We start from the raw sequence: 17,359 nt of genomic DNA on the forward strand, positions 1-17,359 counted from the left end.
CAACATAGATGGAACAGTTGCTGCTGCATCTGCGCAATTTGGGTTTCACAGAGATGGAATCCAAAATTATGGTTGAGCTGGCCACCAAGGGCCAGGCTTCGGGCTACGAAGTGGCTAAGCAGCTAGGAGTATCAAGATCGAACGTATATGCGGCGCTTCAGCGCCTGACTCAGCAAGGCTACGTGCGCTGCGGAGAAGGGGAGCCGGCACGCTACAGTGTACTGGACCCGGAAGAGCTGGCCACGATGATATCCGGCCGGGTGCAGGCCTCGCTCGCCTATATGGAGAGTGAAATGCCGCGCGGAGGTCCGGTCAGCCCCTCCTTCTACAACGTGGAGGGTGACCGGAATGTCATAGGAGAGCTGGTCCGCCAGCTGAATCTTGCCGCCCAGGAGATTGTAGTGGATGTATGGCGGGAGGAAGCCTCGCTGCTGCGCAGTGAGCTTGAGCAGGCGGAGAAGCGCGGAGTGAAGCTGCTGTGGGCTTTTGACGGCGGTGATGCTGTGCCGGCACCTTATCCGGTATGGCCGCCCCTGCCGGGGAAGCCGGAACGCAGCGGAGGCCGGAAGTTCTCCTTCGTCGTGGACCGGAGCTGGTGCATGCTCGGCATGCGTTATGAGGACGGGAGCGCCCAAGCCGTGATTACCGAGCATCCAGTGCTTGTGGAGCTGCTGCTCAAATCTTTTACACAGGAATTGGTATTGTTCGAGCTGGAGGAAGATATGGGCCCCGAACTGCAGCGACGCTACGGGGAGCGCTATAGCCGGATCTACAGCAAATATGTGCTGCATGATCAGGAGGAATCGGGGGAAGAGCCGGAGGAATAGGGCTGCAATAGTAAGTGCCCAAGTTCACTAAGCAAGGGAGGTGACAAGCATGGAGTGTATTGTACATTTTGAAGTGCAGCATGCAGAGGGCGTCAAGCCGCTGCGCGGACTGCTGTTCCTGGAAGAGGGCAAGACCCCGGGAGAGCGGGAGCTGGTGGAGATGTTCAAGGACATGAAGTTCAACGTCCGGCTGGATAACCGGGAGAAATGGATTTTCAAGCCCGTGGCTCCGGGAGAAAGTTATTCCGAGATCCGCATTACCAGCTTTGACAACGGGAAGAAAAGCAGCACGACGGAGGGTGAGCTGAAGTCGATTGTCGGCAACCTGCTGCCCCAGAAGCCAACCGGGATATAACCGGAGCAGCGGGGTTCCAGCGGTTTTTGTCCAAAGATAAGAATTTATATGCTTCGCGCTATAATTATCCTTATCTTTCTCGCTGAAACGGTACCGTCCTTTAAAAGGACGGCAAAGCCGGTTCAGCTTGGCCAGCAGAATTACAACTGCTAGCGGAAGATATCTTTGTGATCAAGGTCTGTTCCTGCACGAAGCAGGAAACGGACCCGGCGGAAACGTGAAATATGTAACAAAAAGCAGGCCTAGGGGAATACCCGGGGCCTGCTTTTTGTGTTGGGAAATATTATTCCAACTTCTTCATTAGCCGGACCAATCTGCTCCTATCGGACCTGAGAGACCTTATCCCCTGGAAAACACCGCTTTTGATGTCTTATCGGACCGAGGAGACCTTAAGGTAGCTCAAAACGATACTTAAGAGCAGTATTTCAGAGAATAAGCTCCATGCGGTCCGTTACCTGCCTGATTTATGACTTTCATCCAGAATAAGAGCGCCTCAGTCCGTTACGCGGAGCCACATATATACCCCGCCGCGCCTGTCCCGCCGCGTCCGGCCTAGCCGCCCGCGCGGCAGGACCCCGCGGCGCCGGCAGCTGCCGCCAGCGGCGAGAGCACGCGCAGCGCGCCCGGCTCGCAAGCCACGGCCAGCGGCGCTGTGCCGAGTGCTTCGCCGTCGCCGATGGCGTGGCGCGGCTGCGCGAAGTGCACGGCTACGCTGCGTCCGCGCAGCATCGTGACATAGGGCAGCTTCGTGTGCCTGCCCTTCACCACCGTCGGGAACAGCCGCAGCAATTGCCCGCGGCTGACCCCGTGCACGACGCAGACGTCAAGCAGGCCGTCGCCTGATTCCGCCAGCGGGCAGATCAGCAGCCCGCCGCCGTAGCTGGGCAGGTTGCAGACCGAGACCAGCCACGCCTGGTCGAAGGCCTGCTCCTTGCCGTCGCAGGTCACGCTGACGCGGCAGGGCTTGAAGGTCATCAGCGTATGCAGCACGCCGATGATATAGGCTAGGCGCCCGGCGCCAATGGCGTTGCACAGCCGCTTATAGCGGCTGCCGTTCACATTGACGGCCACCTGCGCGTCGAAGCCGCTGGCGACCGCGGTCAGGGTGAGACCACCTGCCGCGTTAAGCAGATCGGCTTCGATGCAGTGTTCCTGCAGCGCGGTGTCCAGCGCAGCCTCAGGCGCGAGCGGGATGCTGAACCCGCGCGCGGTGTCATTGCCCGAACCCGCCGGGATAACTCCCAGCGGGACCCCTCTGCGCCGCAGTGCGCCCAGCACACTGTGGATCGTGCCGTCGCCGCCGACAATGATGGCGGCGCGCCAGTCCTCGCGGCGGGCAAGCGCCTGCAGCACCTGACTCTCTGCACTGTCAGCGCTCTGGGTGAACAGCGCTTCATACGAAACAGTCCGCGCCGCAAGCAAGGCCTGTACGGTGTGCCAGGTCCGCCGTCCCGCCCCGCCGCCGGAGCGGGGATTTATGATGAACAAATACATGGATGCTTCCCCCAGCCTGTAGATTCCTGCATGTCTTATCCCATTGTAAGGAGCGGGCAGGCAAAAGGGAAACTATTTTCTGCTGCGCGGAGCTACATCTACAGCTACAGCTGCCGCAGCTGGCTTTCGGCGATCTCTCCCACCCAGGGGAGCTTGAACCATCTGCTGCCAAGGGCATGGTAGATCATCAGGAGCCAGACTGCGAAGCTGCATAGGGAGATCAGGGCGCCTGCCAGATTACCGAGAAGCGGAATGAAGCCGCTGAGCACATGGGCGATCATAAGGACTCCGAAGGCAATCAGGGATTGAAGCGAGTGGAACAGGACAAAGCGGCTGCGCTTCTCCAGTGCAAGGAAAATAATCGCCCCGATGAACGGGAAGAAATAACACAAGGCGGCGGCAAGGTTATCGGGCAGTCCGGTCGAAGATCTGAAAGGCGACAAAGGGCTCACTCTCCTTGGATTGTAGAAGAAAAAGGCAAAGATTATTCGTGCTTCTTCCCTACAAGCCTATGAGGTGTCCGGGCAAAGTATGAGCTGTGCGGAATGCTGTCCAATAATTTTTGGGGATAGGGGGCATACTATGAGTAGGTTCCCAAACGGGAGGTCAAGCATATACTATAAAAAATTTCCATTTGCATTTTTACATGGAAAGGTGGAAGTTAATCTGGAATATGATACAATATAACGATAAGGCCCGAAAGGAGTGATTCAGCAAGTGGCTCTTCGGGTAATTAAAGTGTCAAGGTGTCTTTGCAGTGGGACATCCTTACTCTCAGCCCAAATCACGACGAACCTGCTTCACCGGCAAGGCGGATTTCCAAGTTCATGGAATGGTAGTCTGGACGGGTAATGCAAGCCGCGTATGTGTAATGGTTTCTTACTTGCATTTCAAGGTTACGGCGAACTTTTCATCATGCATTCTCTACAACGGAGCATTCATTTTCAATGTTTTGGGAGGGAACTGATCATGGCAAGTAAAGGTCATAACGAAGTCAAGGAAAGTCTGCGGGAAATGACACGTATTTTCCGGCCCAAAGATCCCAAGAAATTTGTGAAAGAGTACGTCCGGAAGTATCGGATCACGGGAGGATACGAGGAAGAGCTGACCATGGTTGTGGAGCATGAGCTGGTTAGAATGAATTCTTCCGTCTCCTGAAGAAGCGGGCAGAGAGAGTGATTCTGTTTCGTGCTGTTTGATGCCGACAACTATACATTTAATCTACATTCAAGCGATAACATCCATGAGGATTCTCATAAACCGTGCCCGGGCAGCCTTCTGCTTCTGGAATCGGTTTTTTTTGTATGCATTTTGCAGATCATCTTCGTATGTCAAATGAATGTTTAGACACAAATACATATGAATACGCTTCAAAAGTAGTTTAACAGTTTTCCGGGAAAATTGAAAGCGCTTATAAAATCAGTATTGACAAGCTTTCCGCGACTTCAAAATGATTATGTGAATTTGTTGTGAACGATTGACAAAAACGTAGACCGAACTTATATTAATAGTGATTGTTATAATTGACAGGAAAATACTCTAATCTACGAATTCGGGAAAAGCGGGGTAGATCAATGATGAAAACGTGGCAGGCTGGTAAGCGGCTTCTTCCCATGACAGCAGCACTTGGACTCCTTCTGGCCGGATGCGGGCGGGAGGACTTGTCGGTACTCAGACCGCAGGGACCCGTAGCGGAAAGCTCTTACGGACTGATGAAGCTGTCGATCACGATCATGATTGTGGTGCTGCTGATCGTCTTCTCCATTGCGGCTTATGTATGGATTCGCTTCCGCCGGAAGAAGGATCAGGATGAGATTCCGAAGCAGGTGGAGGGCAGCTTCAAACTGGAGGTGCTATGGACGGTCATCCCGCTTATTCTCGTCATTGTGCTGGCGATTCCTACGGTGAAGGTGGTATTCGCTGCCGGCAATGATCATTCGGATGACAAGGACGCCATCAAGGTCAAGGTGACCGGCCACCAGTACTGGTGGGAGTTCGAATATACGGATTACGGAATAACGACCGCGCAGGATCTGATTATTCCTACAGGTAAGCACATTGCCTTTGAGCTCAGCACCAAGGATGTGCTGCATTCCTTCTGGGTACCCTCGCTGGCCGGGAAAATGGACACCAATCCCGACGGCACGGTGAACCGCTTCAGCTTCAGTGCACCGAATGAAGGCGTTTACCGGGGGAAATGCGCGGAGCTGTGCGGACCCTCCCACGGGTTCATGGAGTTTAAGGTGAAGTCGGTCAGCGGTGAGGCCTTTGACAAGTGGGTGGCTTCAATGAAGGCGCCGGAGTCGGTGATGCCGGAAGATCCAGTACTGGCTGAGAAATTCAAGTCCCAGTGCCTGACTTGCCATGCGATAGGCAGCATGCCTGCATCACCGGTGGCTCCAAGCCTGACCGGAATCGGCTCCCGTGAATCGGTTGCAGGAATTCTGCTTAATGATGACACTCGAGAAGACGGGGCGCCGGTCCTTGAGAATCTGAAGACTTGGCTGCATGATCCGCAGAGCGTGAAGCCCGGCAACAAAATGCCGAACCCGAAGGATATGGGCTTAAGTGATGAAGAGATCGACGGCATTGCCGAATATCTGGCCGGTTATACGCTGGAATAGGGGCCTATGACTGAAGCGGAAGCAGCATATTTGATAAGGGGGTACATACCTTGGCTCACGCAGCGCAATCCTTGCAGCCCTCCCAGCCCTTGCAGCCCGGCCACAGCGCCAAGCGGCATACCGGGCTGATGGACTGGATTACCACCGTCGACCACAAAAAAATAGCCATCCTGTATCTATGGGCCGGCGGCCTTTTCTTCGGCATTGGCGGCCTGGAGGCGATCCTGATCCGTATTCAGCTGATTAAGCCGATGAATACCTTCCTGGATGCCCAGACCTTCAACGAGCTGATTACGATGCACGGCACGACCATGATCTTTCTAGGAGTCATGCCGGTTATTTTCGCGCTGATGAATGCGGTGATTCCGCTGCAGATCGGCGCGCGGGATGTCGCCTTTCCTTTTCTCAACTCGCTGGGCTTCTGGACCTTCCTGTTCGGCGGTCTCTTGCTTAACTTGAGCTGGGTGATGGGCGGCGCGCCGGATGCGGGCTGGACGGCCTATACCCCACTTTCAAGCACGGGCTACAGTCCCTCACACGGAGTGGACTTTTATACGATAGGGCTGCAGATTGCCGGACTCGGCACACTGATTGGCGGGATTAACTTCCTGGCTACCATCATCACGATGCGTGCACCGGGGATGTCCTTCATGCGGATGCCGATGTTCGCCTGGGCTACCTTCATTACCTCAGCCATTATTCTGTTTGCATTCCCTGCGGTTACCGTAGGACTTGTCCTGCTTACCTTCGACCGGATTCTGGACGCCAATTTCTTCAATGTTGCCGGAGGGGGCAATCCCGTGCTGTGGCAGCATATCTTCTGGATCTTCGGGCATCCCGAAGTGTATATTCTGATTCTCCCGGCCTTCGGCATCATCTCCGAGGTCATTCCGACCTTCTCGCGCAAGCGGCTGTTCGGGTACAGCTCCATGGTCTTCGCGACAATTCTGATCGCCTTCCTGGGCTTCATGGTCTGGGCGCATCATATGTTCACCACCGGCCTCGGTCCGGTCGCGAACGCCTTGTTCTCCGTCTCTACGATGCTGATTGCCGTCCCGACCGGGATCAAAATCTTCAACTGGCTGTTCACCATGTGGGGCGGACAGGTACGGTTCACGACCCCGAATCTGTTCGCGGCCGGGTTCATTCCTACCTTCACGATGGGCGGAGTAACCGGGGTGATGCTGGCCTCCGCGCCGGCGGACTTCCAGTTCCATGATACGTACTTCGTGGTGGCGCATTTCCACTATGTAATCGTTGGCGGTCTGGTGCTCGGGCTGTTCGCCGGGCTGCACTACTGGTGGCCGAAGATGTTCGGGCGGATGCTTAGCGAATCCTTGGGCAAGTGGACCTTCTGGACCTTCATTATCGGGTTCCACTTAACGTTCTTCGTGCAGCATTTCCTGGGACTGATGGGGATGCAGCGGCGCGTATTTACCTATTTGCCGAACCAGCAGTTCGATACGCTCAACCTGGTCAGTACGGTGGGGGCGTTCCTGATGGGAGTGGGCATGATTATCTTCCTTGTAAATGTGTTCTTGACCTCCAGACGACCGGCGGATGCGCCGGAAGACCCGTGGGAAGACGGGCGGACCCTGGAATGGACGATCCCTTCGCCGCCGCCGGAATATAACTTCAAGCAGACGCCGCTGGTGCGGGGCCTGGATGCTTTCTGGAAAGAGAAAATGGCCGGGCATAAGGCCATGACCCCGGCGGAGCCGATTGGTCCGATTCATATGCCGTCGGCTACGATTCTGCCGTTCCTGATGTCCGTCGGTATCTTCATTGCGGGCCTTGGCTTCATGTTCAGCCGCGATGAATTCAGCAGCAGCATCATGAGCTTCCTGTTCAATAATTATATTGTTACAGCGCTGGGGCTTCTTATTACCTTCGGATCGATGCTGATGCGGTCGCTGTTCGACGATCACGGCTGGCATATTGAACCCGAAGAGCTGGAAGGAAGGTGAGCAGAGATGACAACGGCACATGCTGAAGCGGCGGACGGTACACTCCCGCATGAACCCGAGAAAGCGACCCTGGAAGGACGCAATAAAGTGCTGGCCTTCTGGCTGTTCCTCGGAGGGGAAGCGGTGCTCTTCGGCACCCTGTTCGCTACCTTCCTGGCGCTGCGTAATCAGACGAATGAGGGACCCTCGGCGGCTGAGCTATTCCATCTGCCGCTGGTCGCGGCAGCGACCTTCCTCCTCCTGGTCAGCAGTCTGACCAGTGTGTTCGCCATTCAGGCCATGCACCGGGGAAATGTGGCCCAGCTACGGAACTGGCTGGTGGTGACTGTCCTGCTCGGCCTTGCCTTCCTGATCCTGGAGATCTACGAGTTCAGTGTATATATCCGGCATGAGGAATTCGGGATGACGACGAGTGCGTTCAGCTCGGCCTTTTATACGCTGGTCGGGTTCCATGGTGCCCATGTCGCCTTCGGGATTCTGTGGATCTCCGTGCTGATCGGGCAATTGGCGCATAAAGGCTTGACGGTCGTTACTGCACCGAAGATCTATGTCTCAGCGATGTATTGGCATTTCATTGATGTGGTGTGGGTCTTTATCTTCACAGTCGTATACCTGCTCGGAAAGGTGGGGTGAAGCCATGACGACGAAGCAGCCTTCTTCAGATTCTGCGGTGAAGCACCGGCACCGTCCGGAAGGACCGCAGCGGCATATTGTGGTGTTTGTGTTCTCCGTGGTGCTGACGCTGATCGCCTTTGCCGCGGTGGCGGCCGGAGGGGTGAATGCTACCTTTGCGATTATCCTGCTGCTGGTAATGGCTGTGCTGCAGGTGTTCCTGCAGATGGGCTTCTGGATGCATCTGAAGGACAAAGGGCATATGCTCCCGATTATCTTCATGCTGGGCGGCTTTTTTATCGCAGGCACCTGTATTGTAATGGCGCTCTATTGGGTATGGTGGGATTGATTCTATCTCCGGGGAGGTCTTGAGGATGATACCGGGATTGCAATATTTCAGCTTTACGGAACTATGGAGTCCGTTGTTTCTGGCCCTGATGCTCCTCCTGACTGCCGGATATTTTGTGCTGATCGGTCCGCTGGCCTCCCGTTTTGAGGGCAGCACTGCAGTCCCCTTCTGGCGGAGGGGGCTGTTCTTATGCGGAATGCTGGCCCTCTATCTTGCGCAGGGAGGACCTGTCAGTCTGCTGGGACATATCTTATTTTCCTTCCATATGGTGAGTATGGCCTTATCCTATCTGGTGGCGGTCCCGCTAATTATGCTTGGTATCCCCGACTGGTGCTGGCGCGCCCTGCTGCGGGTCAATCCGCTGAAGGGGCTGGCTTTTCTCGCTAAGCCGGTGGTGGCGGCCCTGCTCTTCAATGGCCTCTTCTCGCTCTACCACATCCCCGCCATCCATGATTATGTCATGCTGCATTTCACCGTTCACCGTCTGTATTATGGCATCCTGTTCCTGACCTCGGCGCTGATGTGGTGGAATCTGATCAACCCCTTGCCGGAATACCGGGCGCTTAGCGGTCTGGGGCAGGTGGGCTTCATCTTCCTGAACATGGTGCTGCTGACACCAGCCTGCGGGCTGATTATTTTTGCGGGCTCCCCCCTCTATGCTACGTATAGCGACCCGGGCACCTGGGCGAAGGCGATGGGCTACTGTGTACCGCAGAGTCCGGCTGCATTATTGCAGGCTTTTGGCGGTCCCGGCTTCTTCGGATCTCTGTCCCCCAAGGTAGATCAGCAGGTCGGCGGCATCGTGATGAAGTTCATTCAGGAATTTATTTTCGCCTCGATGCTTGCTTATGTGTTCTATCATTGGTATAAAAAAGAGAATGGACAAGAGGACACAGAAGTGTCCGCGTCACCCTCTGCCCTGGCGGAGGAGGTCTGAACTATAATGAGCTGGTAAGTACCGAGGGGGATATTCATGGATATTTTCACATTGTTTCCTACGATCAGTACATCGTTCATCGTCATAAGTGCGGTGCTGGTGGCCATCGGCTGGAGACAGATCATTCAAGGCAAACGCGAGGCGCACAAGAAGACGATGATTGCGGCTGCGGTGGCAGCGATTCTGTTCTTCCTGGTGTACTCGTCAAGAACGGTGTTCGTAGGCAATACCTCCTGGGGAGGACCGGATGAGCTGACGACGATCTACCATGTCTTCCTGATCTTCCACATTGTACTGGCTACCGTCGCTGCTGTATTCGGCATCACTACGCTGACGCTCGGCTTCAAGGCCAAGTATGCCAAGCACCGCAAGTGGGGCAGAGTGACCTCTGTCATCTGGTTCATCACCGCCATCACCGGAGTCGCTGTCTATGTGCTGCTGTACATGCTCTATCCGGGCGGACATACGAAGCCGGTCTGGGAAATCATCCTGGGCGCTTAGGCCGAGGGAAGAGAAGCCCTGGATCATAGGGGAAAAGCCTGTCCATCTGCCGCTGCTGCGGGGGAGGGGCGGGCTTTTTTGGGGATTAGGGGCTTGGAGTGGGCCGAATGTAATCGAAAAACCGATTACATTGAGCTGGCGGCGAGCGCGCGTGCGGAATGTAATCGAAAAACCGATCACATTGGGCTGGCGGAGGGTGTGCGTGCGGAATGTAATCGAAAAACCGATCACATTGGGCTGGCGGAGGGTGTGCGTGCGAAATGTAATCGAAAAATCGATTACATTGGGCTGGCGGCGAGCGTGCAGGCGAAATGTAGTCGAAAAACCGAACACATTGGCGTGCGGCGAGGGTGCAGGCGAAATGTAGTCGAAAAACCGAACACATTAGGCGTGCGGCGAGGGTGCAGGCGAAATGTAGTCGAAAAACCGAACACATTAGGCGGGTGCAAAGGTAAGCGGGCCGACTGGTTACGTAACTATGTGCTAATTATGGGGGGCGAGTATTCAGTTCCATTTCCTTTCAATGGGGTACAGCAGACTGGACCATTGTACTGCGTCCCGAGATTGTTCTGGGGTTAAATCAGTTTTTTTGCCCAGTGTCTCTTCGAATGTTCCGCCATATTTTTTTTCAAAATGAACGACAGCATTAAGTATTTCAGCCATTTCCTCAGCTGCTGTCATTTCTTTATTTCTGCCTGAACGTATTTGCTCTGCTTCATAACGTTTTGCAACCTCTGCTATAGCTGACTTCATTCCAGTAGGAGAAGTATAAACTGCGTTCTCAGGAAATCTAATTTGTTTGTAACGCTCTCCTTTTTCAACACCGTCAAATCGCCCAAGTGCAATCCAATTATGGATCGTAGCAATACTTACCCCGAAGAATCGAGCGACATCTCCTGTTGTGTAGACTTTAGTGCTTAATACTTCAGCCTCCATCCCTATAGTAACCATGTGGATTAGCACCCGTTGCAGAGCCTGCTCGGAATTACCGTGAACCAAATGACTGTCCACGGCCTGAAGCACTTCTGAAGGATTATGAATGGAGTTCCTTTCAATGTAATTGGCCAAAGCCTTAATAAACAATGACATCTGTGTTTCGGTCTCATGAAGATGTGTCTTGAATACCTCCGAGATCACCAAGGCTTCCGACAATGCAATTTCCTTCTCTGCCACATTAAACATATACATCACCTCAGCTCCATTCTAACACTTTTTCCCCAAACTTCAAGTAACTTAAAATTTAATATGATTAACTTAAACTCAACTTATATTATTACCTGTTTTAGAATGATATAACGCATGCTCTAAAAAAATCCTGGAAATAGATGATGACAAGGGGTGACTTCTGGAAGTTGCATTATTATTTGAAAAAGCTCAGGATTATTATTGTATTCAATCGTTAGCAGTCAGGCTAACGATCTACAACGAAACTAATATACATACTAAGGAGAAAACATGGACCCACACATCAAACGAATGTTCCTGGACGAATATGCTGCTGAAGGTGCTAGGCGCTTTGGGATTAGCCCCAAGGATCTGAACTTCATTGGAGGCTTTCAAAACTTCATATATTCTTATACTCTCGGTGAATCCCAATACATTCTCCGCTTCACTCCGGGCACACTTCGTACCTCTGAAGGACTTGCAGCTGAAATCGAATGGATTCGTTACCTCGCGGAGAAGGGAGTGTCAGTTTCAGCTCCGGTTCTATCGGTGAATGGAAGGGATTATGAGCGTATTCATGGGAATACGATGGATTTTTACGCAGCAGCGTTCAATTATGCACCCGGCACAAAAGTCGGATATCCGGAATGCCTGGGGAATCCGATGCTATACGAACAATGTGGCCGTATTACAGGCCGTCTTCATGAACTGAGTAAACGGTATAAACCGGTATTCAGAAGACATACCTGGGAGACTAACGAATACCTTGTGCGGGCGAAAGATTATTTGCCGGCAGAGCTTGGGCCCATTCTGCATGCCCTAGACGGACTAAAAGCTGATTTGGGCAGTTTGCCTGTTACTTCAGATAATTTCGGTTTAATTCACGGGGATATCAACGTAGGTAATTTCTTGGTAGATGAGTCAGGGCGGATAACGCTTTTTGATTTCGATGAGTGTCAATACAGCTGGTATGCTGAGGATATTGCTATCCAGCTCTATTATTTACTGTATGTATTTGGGGAGGATTCAAGGTCTGAACGTAAGGTACAATACGAGCTTTTTATCCGGCATTTCGAGCTGGGCTACGCGGAGGATGGCCGGCAGCTCCCCGATGGCTGGAAGAGTCAACTGGATTTGTTTCTTAAACTGCGTGAAATTATCGTAGTCGTCGGCATGCACCGGAGTTGGGATTTAACCCAGGCTGACGATTGGACGCGTGGGTTCTTGCAAGAGAGTACAGTGCGTATTACCAAGGGGATTTCATTAATTGATGGGTTCGGCGAAGAGGGACAACGATGATAGTTGGAAAAAGCACACTTAATTCCAGCGAAACGGAGAGTTGTGGGTAAGCATTTGGAAAAAGTCCACCTAATTCCCCGAAAATCATCGAATTGGACGGAATCGTAGAAATTAAGTGTTGTTTGTCCAACTGCTGTCCGTGAATGGGGCGATGCCGTCAAATTAGATGGACAAAATCCAATTAACGCCACCGGCTGCGTTCAGAACTGTACACTAAAACCTTTAAATCGGTGGATCCCTGTTCCAAAATGATCAAGCCCTTGCTCTTGCAGATACAGTGCCGCACGCTTCGCTTCTTGAAGAATCTCAGGTTCAAGTCCAAGCGTATAATGAGAGCCGTATACTTTGCGGACGCCGCTAATCTCTGAAATGCGTATCAGGGAGCGTGTCAGATCAGCGGGATTCGTGGAAGGGTAGAAGGCATAGACGGGCATGGTGTCATAGAGCAGATCGCCACTGAACAGGAACCCCCGCTGATTGTCAAAGAAACATAAATGGCCTGGTGAATGCCCTGGCGTATGATATACCGTGATCATCCGTCCGCCGCCCAGGTCAAGCGTATCTCCGTCATGCAGCAATCCTGCCGGTTCCCCTTGAAAAGGTGTGTAGGTAGAGGGATCGAACCCCTCAGGTGTCTGGCGTGTGATATCCCGGCCGATATTCCGCCTAATCTGTTCCAGGGACAAGCCCTGAATACCGTGGATCAGCCAGTGCTGATCCTCTTCATGCACCAAAATCCGCTCGAATTCTCCATGGCTGCCAATATGATCTGTATGAATATGGGTAGTAAGAACATCTATGGGCAGAGTGGTCAACTGGCTGGTGATGCTGCGGATATTCCCTATACCAAGTCCTGTGTCGATCAGTGCAGCTCGGTATGTTCCCAGTAACAGAAAGGAATGCACCTGTTCCCAATGACCATATTCGCTGATGGCGAAGGTTGAATTATCGATTGCTGTAACCGTGAACCAAGAATCCTCCATTACACATCCCTCCAAAAATTAAAGATACTGTATACCAGGCTGATCCCGCAAGATAATAAAAAAAACTGCAAGCTCCGAAAGGGAGCTTGCAGGCTGTTGAATGAACCAAGAGCTACAACCGAAACGAAGACACCGTGCTCTGCAGCTCCTCAGCCAGGCTGGCCAGGGACTGGGCGGAAGAGGCGGTCTCTTCGCTGCTGGCGGCGGACTGCTGGGTGGTGGCGGAGATGCTCTCCACGGCAGCGAGGACGTTGGTGGACTGGGCGGCTTGTTCTTCGCTGGCGGCGGCGATTTCGGATATTTTCTGTCCGGCGTTGTTGACCATCGTCACGATCTGATGAAAAGAAACGCCGGTCTTCTGCGACAGCTCCGCACTCTCCTGCACAGCGCTCACGCTGTAGCGTGTATTCACCTGCATCCCCTTGATGATGCTGGTGATCTGCTTAGTGGCCTCGCCGCTGCGTTCGGCCAGCTTGCGCACCTCGTCAGCCACCACCGCGAAGCCCCGGCCCTGTTCCCCCGCTCTTGCGGCTTCAATGGCGGCATTCAGAGCAAGCAAGTTTGTCTGATCTGCAATATCCTCAATAACATCGATAATCTCGCCGACCTTCTGCGAGTCCTCCTCAAGCTTAGCCATCTGTCCGCTGACAGCCTGCATACTCTCCATCGACTCCTGAATGATGCTGTTCCCGTTCTCGGCAATCGTAACGGTCTCATCGGAGATTACCGAGGCCTGCTCGGTATTCTGGGCTACAGAGTGGATCGCGCTGGACAGCTCTTTGAATAACTCGCTGATGGTCCCGGCATCATCCGCTGTGGTCGTGCTGCCGCTTGCCACCTCTTGCGTACTGGCGGAGATCTCCTCGGCGGCGGCGGACAGGCTCTGGGAATGCAGCAGGATGGAGCCCACTGTGTTGCGGAGGCTGCTGACCATCTCGTTCACCTTGGCAGCCAGGATGCCGATTTCATCTCTGGTGTCGATATCGGATTGGCTGCGCAGGTCGCCGTCAGCCACCTTCGAGAGAACCTTGACAACCTTCGCCAGCGGATTAGAAATAATCCGGGAGATGATATACCCTAGCAGGATGCACAGAATGACTGCACCGATAATGATACTGAGGGTAATATTACGCGAAGAGCTATAGAGTGCGGCTCCGCTCTGTCTGGCCTGATCCGCTTCCTTGGTGTTGGTGAGAATCAGCTCGTTCAGAATATTCTTCAAGGTATCGCCTTGGTTGTTAAGCGTGCTGCCGCGCAGCATCTCCAGCAGCTTCTCGTCCTGTCCCGTCAGGGAGAGGCTGACAAGAGAATCGTACGTTAACAGATAATCATTCCATGCCGCTTCAAAAGGGGCAATGGCTTGAACCGATTCCGCGCTCAGCTTGGTTTTGCGGAAGGCCGCGATGTTATCGAGTACGTTCTGCTTCTCTTTTTTATAATCGTCCACCCGCTGCTGGCGTTCCTCAGGGGTCTTCTTAATGTACAGATCCCTGACGATAACGCGCATGACCGAGAAGCTGTTCTGTGAGCTTTGCAGGGAGGAGACGGGAACCAGATTGTTCACATACATATCGTCCAGACTGTTATTAATCGAGCCGAGGTTGCTGAGACCGTAGAGGCCCACGAAGGAAAGAATGACAGCGACGGTCAGGAAGGACGAGATTAATTTCACGCTTGTTTTTAGATTATAGAACCATTTCATACCTGTTTCCCCCAGTAAAGATGATTTTGTTAAGCGAAGACTCCCGTATTGAAAAATAAGCTGGCTGTATCTATGATCAGAGCGATATTGCCATTTCCCAGGATGGTAGCTCCTGATATGTTCTCAGTCTTGCCCATGTAGGCGCCGAGCGATTTGATTACGATATCCTGATTGCCGATAAGTGTATCCACGGCCAGTGCCAGCCGTTTCTCTCCCCGCCCCACGATAATCAGCGGAATGGATGCTGATCTGCCGCCCGCACCTGCGGGGAGCCGCAGAATATCCTGCAGCCAGACCACCGGCACGAGCTGCCCCCGTGCGGTAATGACAGGCTGGCCCCGGACGGAGCTGATCTCCTCTGGAGTGACGCGGACAATCTCGGCCACACTGCTCATGGGAATCACGAAGGTGGCTCCCCCGGCATGAACGAGCAGACCCCGGATGATGGCGAGCGTCAGGGGCAGACGAATCCGGAAGCGGGTGCCTTGCCCCCGCGTGGTCTCGATATCGATCATGCCGTTAATCCGTTCAATATCATTGCGGACGATATCCATTCCGACCCCGCGGCCGGAAATATCGCTGATGTGCGGGGCGGTGGAGAAGCCGGGCCGGAAAATAAGCCGCAGCGCCTCATCCTCAGTCATCCCGCCGGCCTCTTCAGCCGTAATGATGCCCTTCCGCAGGGCGGACTCTGCAATCAGGCTGGAATCAATCCCGGCCCCGTCGTCCTCGATGACCAGGATAACCTGATTATCCTCATGGGAGGCCGCGACGCGAACGGTTCCGGTCTCGCTTTTGCCGGCGCTGCGGCGGATTTCAGGGGTCTCTATACCGTGATCAACGGCATTGCGCAGCAGATGGATCAGCGGGTCGCCAAGCTCTTCAATGAGCGTCCGGTCCAGCTCCGTCTCCTTGCCTTCAAGAACCAGCTCAACCTGCTTGTTCAGGGAGCCGGACAAGTCCCGGACCATGCGGGGCAGACGGTTGAACAGCTGCTCTATCGGCAGCATCCGCACCTTAATCATGCTCTCCTGCAGTTCCCCCGTAATCATAGCCAGATGGTCGGCAAGCTGGCCCAGCTCCTCTGTCAGATCATTGGTTCCGTATTGCTGGTGGAATCTGCGGTTCAGCAGATGGAACCGGGTCTGATCGATGACCAGCTCACCCGCCAGGTTCATCAGCTTCTCCAGACGCTCCACCTGGACGCGGATCGTTTGCGGCTTGGTTTTGTCAGCGGCAGACGACGGGGATTCTGGTACTTCCGGGAGCTCCCGGCTCCCCGTCTCCGGATGGGGCGGTCTCACGAATTCACCGGGACGCGGGGAATCGTTAAGCACTTCTTCTATGTATATACGATCAACATCCATAATGGATAAGACCTCCTGACGGAGCTCCTCGATATCGATCTTAGGCGACAGCAACCAGGAGGCCTCGTCGATCCGGCTGTCGTGGTCCTCTATCTCTTCCAGCTCCGGCTTCATGCGCAGGACCGCAGCGACAGTCCGCAGCTTGGCATCGATCAGGTGAAGACGGGGCAGCTTCATCTCACAGCCGGAAGAGAGCCACACATGCACCCAGAACAGCTGGAGGGGAAGCTCTGCCTGACTTGTCTGCACAGCAGGGACCTTATCCTCCGGCTTCTGCAGCTCCTCCGCTGCGAATGTACTCAGCCGCTGCACCAGACCGGACACATCTGTGGTCTCCTGATCCGTAGCAGCGATCTCGCTCTGCAGCGCGCGCATTCCATCCAGCGCTCCGAAGAACAGGCGGATCAGCTCCGGCGTGACCGTCCGTTCCCCTCCCCGCATCTGATGAAGCAGATGCTCCAGATGATGCGTGACTTCCTTCAGCCCGTTGTAGCCCATAGAGGCCGAGGAGCCCTTAAGGGTATGGGCCGCCCGGAAGAACTGCTGGATTCCATCTTCTGTCTCCCCGGTCTGCTCCAGCCTGAGCACCTCATCCTCGATCAGCTGCAGCTGGTCCTCCAGTTCCTCCAGAAATATCCCTCGGTATTCCGATAAATCAACCATGGTTCGCCTTCTCTCCGTTTAGCCTTTGTTTAGTCTCGCAGCAGGATCTCATCCAGCCGCAGAATGCCGACCAGCTCGGAAGAAGAGAAGCCTACTCCGTTGAAGAAGGAGCCGCTGACTCCAGAGATGCTGCCCTGTGCAGGCTGAATATCGCTGAAGGTCGTCACTTTATTCACGTTGTCGACAATAACGCCCAGGGATTCCTCCTGGTGATGGACCACCAGAATGCGTGTGTGTTTGGTCGGCTCCACTTCTTCCATCTGAAGCAACACTCTAAGGCTGAGCACCGGCACAATTTTACCCCTGAGGTTGATAATGCCCTTAACGTAGTGACGGCTGCTGGGGATTTCCGTTATTTCCTGCATTCTTATAATTTCATGAACATCTGAGATCGGGATCGCATAATGCTCGTGATCTACCCCGAATTCAACATATTGTTTCTGCAAAACGGTCTCCATAGTTACCCTCCGGCTTCTCATATTACTTAGCTGGCCCGCAGCTGCTATTTTGCCTCC

General features: G+C 53.8%; 17 protein-coding genes. 10 read left to right on the top strand and 7 right to left on the bottom strand.

Features of this window, described 5'->3' with window-relative positions; all coding sequences use genetic code 11:
- Window positions 1–8: 8 nt before the first annotated feature.
- Window positions 9–827: a TrmB family transcriptional regulator gene (locus NST69_RS00935; RefSeq protein ID WP_036722147.1), complete on the top strand. Its 819-nt coding sequence runs from the start codon at window positions 9–11 to the stop codon at window positions 825–827.
- 49 nt (window positions 828–876) lie between these two features.
- The gene (locus NST69_RS00940; RefSeq protein WP_036722149.1) at window positions 877–1,182 is read left to right on the top strand and encodes a hypothetical protein; all 306 of its coding nucleotides are present in this window, start codon (window positions 877–879) and stop codon (window positions 1,180–1,182) included.
- A gap of 552 nt (window positions 1,183–1,734) precedes the next feature.
- On the opposite strand, the gene NST69_RS00945 is transcribed toward NST69_RS00940, so the two are convergent.
- Complete coding sequence (locus NST69_RS00945) at window positions 1,735–2,676, bottom strand: diacylglycerol kinase family protein (RefSeq protein WP_342548232.1); 942 nt, start codon at window positions 2,674–2,676, stop codon at window positions 1,735–1,737.
- 104 nt (window positions 2,677–2,780) lie between these two features.
- Window positions 2,781–3,119: a hypothetical protein gene (locus NST69_RS00950; protein WP_076086522.1), complete on the bottom strand. Its 339-nt coding sequence runs from the start codon at window positions 3,117–3,119 to the stop codon at window positions 2,781–2,783.
- 526 nt (window positions 3,120–3,645) lie between these two features.
- Between NST69_RS00950 and NST69_RS00955 the strand changes: the two genes are divergently transcribed.
- The 7 genes from NST69_RS00955 (at window position 3,646) to NST69_RS00985 (ending at window position 9,666) form a co-directional block, all read left to right on the top strand.
- Window positions 3,646–3,834, top strand: a complete 189-nt coding sequence (locus tag NST69_RS00955; RefSeq protein ID WP_019913840.1) for a hypothetical protein — start codon at window positions 3,646–3,648, stop codon at window positions 3,832–3,834.
- A gap of 416 nt (window positions 3,835–4,250) precedes the next feature.
- On the top strand, window positions 4,251–5,300 hold the full coding sequence (gene coxB / locus NST69_RS00960; protein WP_209877254.1) for a cytochrome c oxidase subunit II: 1,050 nt from the start codon (window positions 4,251–4,253) through the stop codon (window positions 5,298–5,300).
- Between the two features lie 128 nt (window positions 5,301–5,428).
- On the top strand, window positions 5,429–7,267 hold the full coding sequence (ctaD, locus tag NST69_RS00965; protein WP_076086550.1) for a cytochrome c oxidase subunit I: 1,839 nt from the start codon (window positions 5,429–5,431) through the stop codon (window positions 7,265–7,267).
- Window positions 7,268–7,273: 6 nt separating this feature from the next.
- The gene (locus tag NST69_RS00970; RefSeq protein WP_036722156.1) at window positions 7,274–7,900 is read left to right on the top strand and encodes a cytochrome (ubi)quinol oxidase subunit III; all 627 of its coding nucleotides are present in this window, start codon (window positions 7,274–7,276) and stop codon (window positions 7,898–7,900) included.
- 4 nt (window positions 7,901–7,904) lie between these two features.
- Complete coding sequence (locus NST69_RS00975; protein WP_036722158.1) at window positions 7,905–8,228, top strand: cytochrome C oxidase subunit IV family protein; 324 nt, start codon at window positions 7,905–7,907, stop codon at window positions 8,226–8,228.
- A gap of 28 nt (window positions 8,229–8,256) precedes the next feature.
- Window positions 8,257–9,165, top strand: coding sequence for a cytochrome c oxidase assembly factor CtaG (gene ctaG / locus NST69_RS00980; RefSeq protein WP_036722317.1), 909 nt, complete (start codon window positions 8,257–8,259; stop codon window positions 9,163–9,165).
- A 36-nt stretch (window positions 9,166–9,201) separates the two neighbouring features.
- A complete protein-coding gene (locus NST69_RS00985; protein WP_342548233.1) occupies window positions 9,202–9,666 on the top strand; it encodes a DUF420 domain-containing protein in 465 nt (154 codons plus the stop codon).
- Between the two features lie 504 nt (window positions 9,667–10,170).
- On the opposite strand, the gene NST69_RS00990 is transcribed toward NST69_RS00985, so the two are convergent.
- The gene (locus NST69_RS00990) at window positions 10,171–10,854 is read right to left on the bottom strand and encodes a helix-turn-helix domain-containing protein (RefSeq protein ID WP_342548234.1); all 684 of its coding nucleotides are present in this window, start codon (window positions 10,852–10,854) and stop codon (window positions 10,171–10,173) included.
- Window positions 10,855–11,121: 267 nt separating this feature from the next.
- Here NST69_RS00990 and NST69_RS00995 point away from each other — a divergent pair, with 267 nt between their 5' ends.
- On the top strand, window positions 11,122–12,129 hold the full coding sequence (locus tag NST69_RS00995) for a phosphotransferase (RefSeq protein WP_342548235.1): 1,008 nt from the start codon (window positions 11,122–11,124) through the stop codon (window positions 12,127–12,129).
- Between the two features lie 200 nt (window positions 12,130–12,329).
- Here the strand turns inward: NST69_RS00995 and NST69_RS01000 are convergent, their stop codons facing one another.
- From NST69_RS01000 to NST69_RS01015, 4 genes are all read right to left on the bottom strand, one after another.
- Complete coding sequence (locus NST69_RS01000) at window positions 12,330–13,112, bottom strand: MBL fold metallo-hydrolase (protein ID WP_209994668.1); 783 nt, start codon at window positions 13,110–13,112, stop codon at window positions 12,330–12,332.
- Between the two features lie 112 nt (window positions 13,113–13,224).
- Window positions 13,225–14,814, bottom strand: coding sequence for a methyl-accepting chemotaxis protein (locus NST69_RS01005; protein ID WP_036722164.1), 1,590 nt, complete (start codon window positions 14,812–14,814; stop codon window positions 13,225–13,227).
- Window positions 14,815–14,843: 29 nt separating this feature from the next.
- Window positions 14,844–16,844, bottom strand: a complete 2,001-nt coding sequence (locus tag NST69_RS01010) for a chemotaxis protein CheA (protein WP_036722166.1) — start codon at window positions 16,842–16,844, stop codon at window positions 14,844–14,846.
- A 29-nt stretch (window positions 16,845–16,873) separates the two neighbouring features.
- A complete protein-coding gene (locus NST69_RS01015; protein ID WP_036722168.1) occupies window positions 16,874–17,302 on the bottom strand; it encodes a chemotaxis protein CheW in 429 nt (142 codons plus the stop codon).
- Window positions 17,303–17,359: the final 57 nt, after the last annotated feature.

The sequence above is a fragment of the Paenibacillus sp. FSL P2-0089 genome (assembly GCF_038595095.1).
Lineage (GTDB): Bacteria > Bacillota > Bacilli > Paenibacillales > Paenibacillaceae > Paenibacillus_AQ > Paenibacillus_AQ silagei.